General features: G+C 54.4%; 5 protein-coding genes. All 5 read left to right on the top strand.

The window, feature by feature from the left end; translation table 11 throughout:
- Window positions 1-504, top strand: a 504-nt coding sequence (locus tag lacNas_RS09485; protein WP_244661451.1) for an MFS transporter, incomplete at its 5' end; no start/stop codon positions are given.
- Between the two features lie 73 nt (window positions 505-577).
- On the top strand, window positions 578-3,241 hold the full coding sequence (gene polA, locus lacNas_RS09490; RefSeq protein ID WP_201330838.1) for a DNA polymerase I: 2,664 nt from the start codon (window positions 578-580) through the stop codon (window positions 3,239-3,241).
- An 11-nt stretch (window positions 3,242-3,252) separates the two neighbouring features.
- A complete protein-coding gene (mutM, locus tag lacNas_RS09495) occupies window positions 3,253-4,080 on the top strand; it encodes a DNA-formamidopyrimidine glycosylase (protein WP_201330839.1) in 828 nt (275 codons plus the stop codon).
- Window positions 4,077-4,661, top strand: a complete 585-nt coding sequence (coaE, locus tag lacNas_RS09500; RefSeq protein ID WP_201330840.1) for a dephospho-CoA kinase — start codon at window positions 4,077-4,079, stop codon at window positions 4,659-4,661. The genes mutM and coaE overlap by 4 nt, the downstream gene beginning before the upstream one ends.
- Before the next feature lie 13 nt (window positions 4,662-4,674).
- A partial coding sequence (locus lacNas_RS09505; protein WP_444979755.1) for an NrdR family transcriptional regulator occupies window positions 4,675-4,790 on the top strand: 116 nt, incomplete at its 3' end.

Consider the following 4,790-nt stretch of genomic DNA (forward strand, 5'->3'; position numbering starts at 1 on the left):
ACGGCCACTCTGGCCGGGCTGGTCACCATGCCGGCCGGCATCATCGGGGCAGCCATGAGCGTGGTCGGCGGGCGCCTCTATGACGCCAAGGGGGCCAGACTGCCGATGATCACCGGCGTCAGCTTGATGGCCGTTGAACTGATTTCTTTTGCCTGCTTGTCTCAGCACATGTCCAACCTGGTGATCTGCCTGGTCTACATCATCTACATGACCGGGATGGGCATGACTGTCGGCTCAATCATGACCAACGGCCTGGCCAGCTTGAAGCCTAGCCAATCAGCTCAGGGCAATGCCTTCTTGAACACCATCCAGCAGTTTGCCGGGGCTATCGGGACTTCCCTGACTTCCGCAATCGTGGCCTTCAGCCAGTCCCAGTATGGGTCAAAAGGGGCCTACCCGACAGCTATCGGGACCCAGCACGCCTTTATTTTCCTGGCCGTTTTGGCGGTCTGCCTGTGGCTGATGTTTTACAAGAACGTCAAGACCGAAGGCGAATCGAAATAATTAAAGATCTGTCAAAAACTGTTAGAATAACTAGTAGGTATTCTGACAGTTTTTATATTTTGAAGGAAGGACAATGAGCAAGAAGAAGTTACTTTTAATTGATGGCAATTCCGTGGCCTTTAGGGCCTTTTTCGCCATGTACCAGCAACTGGACAAGTTTAAAAATCCAGAAGGCCTGCACACCAATGCGATCTATGCCTTTAAAAACATGCTGGACGTCGTCATGAAGCAAGAAGAGCCGACCCACATCTTAGTGGCCTTTGACGCCGGCAAGACCACCTTCAGAACGGCCATGTACCAGGAATACAAGGGCGGCCGGGACAAGACCCCGGCTGAACTTTCCGAGCAATTGCCTTACCTGCGCGAGATGCTCAAGGACATGGGAATCAAGAGCTATGAACTGGCCAACTACGAAGCCGACGACATCATCGGCACCATGGCCAAAGAAGGGGCGGAGGCCGGCTATGAAGTTGCCGTCGTTTCCGGGGACAAGGACTTGACCCAGCTGGCTAGTGACCATGTCACCGTCTACGTGACCAAATCCGGGGTGACCAAGCTTGAAGCTTTTACCCCCGAACACATGAAAGAAGTCAACGGCGTGACGCCGACTGAATTCATCGACATGAAGGCCTTGATGGGGGACCCGTCCGACAACTACCCGGGCGTGGCCAAGGTCGGTCCGAAGACTGCCTCGAAATTGATCCAGGAATACGGTAGCGTGGAAGAGCTCTACGAGCACGTTGATGAAATGAAGAAGTCCAAGCTCAAGGAAAACCTGATCGCCGGCAAGGACAACGCTCTTTTGGGCAAGAAGCTGGCCACGATCAAGTGCGACAGTCCGGTGGAACTCAGCCTGGATGACTTGAAGTACGACGGCAGCAACGTCGACGACCTGCGCCGCTTTTATGAAAAGATGAACTTCCGCCGCTTTTTAGCCGACTTGGCCCAGAAAGGGGAGCTGACTGAAAACAAGACGGAGGTTAAAAAGCAAGACTACACCGTTTTGAGCCTTGATAATTTGGACCAGCTGCCAAAAGCCGCTGAAGTGACCTTCTACCTGGGCATGTTTGGCGACAACTACCATCTGGCCGACTTCACCGGTTTTGCCTTTAAAATCGGCGATGCAACTTTTGTCAGCCGGGACGTCTTCCTTTTGCAGGAAAGTCCGCTGAAGGAAATGCTGGAAGACCCGGAAGTTCAAAAGAACGTGTTTGACCTCAAGCGGACCAGCTACGGGCTCTACCGGCTGGGAATCAAGGCCGAAGCCCTGTCGTTTGACCTGCTTTTGGCTTCTTACCTGATTGACAATGAAAAGAATTCCAACGACCTGGGCGAACTGGTCCAGGGCTATGACTACTATGATTTGAAGACTGACCTGGAAGTCTACGGCAAGGGCAAGAACGCCAAGATTCCTGAAGACGACGCGGTCTTTTTCAACCACCTGGCCGGCAAGACAAGCGCCATTGCGGCTTTGAAGCAGACCATGCTGGAGCAGCTGAAGGATCATGAACAAGACGACCTCTTTGACTCAATCGAGCTGCCAACCGCCAGAGTCCTGGCCAAGATGGAAATGAACGGGATCAAGGTTCAGCCTTCCCGTTTAAAGGAGCTGGAAAACGACTTCGCCGTCCGGCTCAAGGATCTGGAAGACAAGATCTACCGGGAGGCCGGCGAGGAATTCAACTTGAATTCGCCAAAGCAATTGGGGGTCATTTTGTTTGAAAAGCTGGGCCTGCCAGTCATCAAGAAGACCAAGACCGGCTACTCGACTTCAGTTGAAGTCTTAAACCAGCTCAAAGAAAAGAGCCCGGTCGTCAGCGACATCCTGGAATACCGGCAGATCTCCAAGATCCAGTCGACCTACGTCAAGGGCCTTTTGGACGTCATCGACGAGCAAGACGGCAGAATCCACACCCGTTACCTGCAGACTTTGACGGCTACGGGCCGCTTGTCTTCAGTTGACCCTAACCTGCAGAACATCCCGACCAGAACGGAAGAAGGCAAGCAGATCAGAAAGGCCTTTGTGCCATCAGACCCGGACGGCTACATCTACTCTTGCGACTACTCACAAATCGAGCTGCGGGTTTTGGCTCATGTTTCAGCTGACCCGAACATGCAGGAAGCCTTTAAGACCGGCTATGACATTCACGCCCACACTGCCATGCGGATCTTCCACCTGAACAGCGTGGACGAGGTGACGCCTTTGCAAAGACGGCGGGCCAAGGCCGTCAACTTCGGGATCGTCTACGGGATTTCCGACTACGGGCTCTCTAAGAACCTGGATATCAGCCGCAAGCAGGCCAAGGAATTCATCGAAGAATACTTTGACCAGTACCCGGGCATCCAGGCCTACATGGACCGAGCAGTCAAAGAAGCCAGAGAAAAGGGCTATGCCGAAACCATCATGCACCGGCGCCGCTACTTGCCAGACATCCATGCCAAGAACTTCAACGTCCGCTCCTTTGCTGAAAGAACGGCCATCAACTCGCCGATCCAGGGGTCAGCTGCCGACATCATGAAGATCGCCATGATCAACATGCAAAAGAAACTGGATGAGCTGGGCCTCAAGACCAAGATGGTGGTTCAAGTGCACGACGAACTGATTTTTGACGTGCCTAAAGAGGAACTGGAGACGGTCAAGCAGATCGTTCCGGCCGTCATGCAGTCGGCCGTTCAGCTGGACGTGCCGCTGGTAGCGGATGCTGGCTGGGGCCATGACTGGTATGAAGCAAAGTAGGAGGAGAGAAAATGCCTGAAATGCCGGAAGTTGAGACGGTCCGCCGGACCCTGCGGCCGCTGGTCGTGGGCAAGACGATCGACCATGTCGACGTTTGGTACGACAAGGTCATCGCCGGCGACCCGGAAACTTTTAAACAGACTTTGCGGGGCAAGACCTTTACGGCCGTTGACCGCTATGGAAAGTTCCTGCTCTTCCGCCTGGGGGACTTGACCCTGGTTTCCCACCTCAGAATGGAGGGCAAGTACCATCTGACGACCTGGGAAGCGCCAGTAGGCAAACATGAACACCTGCAGTTTGCCTTTACCGACGGGAGTGCCCTGCGCTACCAGGACGTGCGCAAATTCGGCCGCCTGCAGCTGGTGGAGACGGGGACTGAGTTTCAGCAGACTGGCTTAAAGCGCCTGGGCGCTGAGGCCGGCAGCCCGGACTTCAGCCTGGAGTATTTTGAAAAGGGCCTGAAGAAAAAGAGCAAGAAGATCAAGAACCTGCTTTTGGACCAGACGCTGGTGGCGGGCCTGGGCAACATCTATGCCGATGAGGTCCTTTGGCAAAGCAAGATCAATCCCTTGACGCCGGCTGATGAGCTCACCCCGGCCCAGGTCAAGCGCCTCTATGAGGCCATCAATAAGACGGTGGAAGAAGCCACCAGGTTGGGCGGCACGACCGTCCACAGCTTTTTGAACGCGGCGGGGGAAGCCGGCCACTACCAGGAGAAACTCCAGGTTTACGGCCATGCCGGCCAGGCTTGTCCGCGCTGCGGGGAAAAATTTGTCAAAATCAAGGTCAGCGGGCGGGGAACGACTTACTGCCCGTTTTGCCAGAAGGAAGAAAAATGACTTTTTATCTTGGATTGACCGGGGGGATCGCCACCGGCAAGTCGACGGCCAGCCGGCTTTTGCGGGAAATGGGCTGCCAGGTCATCGACAGCGACTTGATCGCCCACCAGCAGGCGGAAGTCGGCCAGGTCAGCTGGCAAAAGATTCTGAAGGAATTTGGAGCGGAATTTTTCAACAGTGATCACAGTTTAAACCGGCAAGCGCTGGGGAAGTACGTTTTTGCCAATCCGGAAGCTTTGGCGAAACTGTCAAAAATCACGCAGGGCGAGGTCCTAAAGGAAGTTCAAAAGCAGATGAAAGAAAGCACGGCCAAGGTCTGCGTCATCGACGTGCCCCTGCTTTTTGAGGCCGGCTGGCAGGAGTATTTTGATGCCATCTTGCTGATCGCCGCGCCTGAAGAAACGGAACTGGCCCGGTTGATGAAACGGGACTCTTTGAGCCGCCAGGAAGCTGAGCAGCGGATGCGGGCCCAGCTGCCTTTGGCGGAAAAACGCCTGTTGGCTAGCTATGTGCTTGAAAATACTGGTACAATAGAAGAACTAAGAGATAAGCTAAGCAGACTGCTGAAAACGATCGCGTGAAAGGAGTGGCATCATGCTTTGTCCAAATTGTCATCAAAACGCTTCCCGAGTAATTGACTCCCGGCCGACTGACGAAGGGCGGACCATCCGCCGGCGGCGGGAATGCGAAAACTGCGGCTACCGCTTTAC

The sequence above is a fragment of the Lactobacillus nasalidis genome (assembly GCF_016587775.1).
Lineage (GTDB): Bacteria > Bacillota > Bacilli > Lactobacillales > Lactobacillaceae > Lactobacillus > Lactobacillus nasalidis.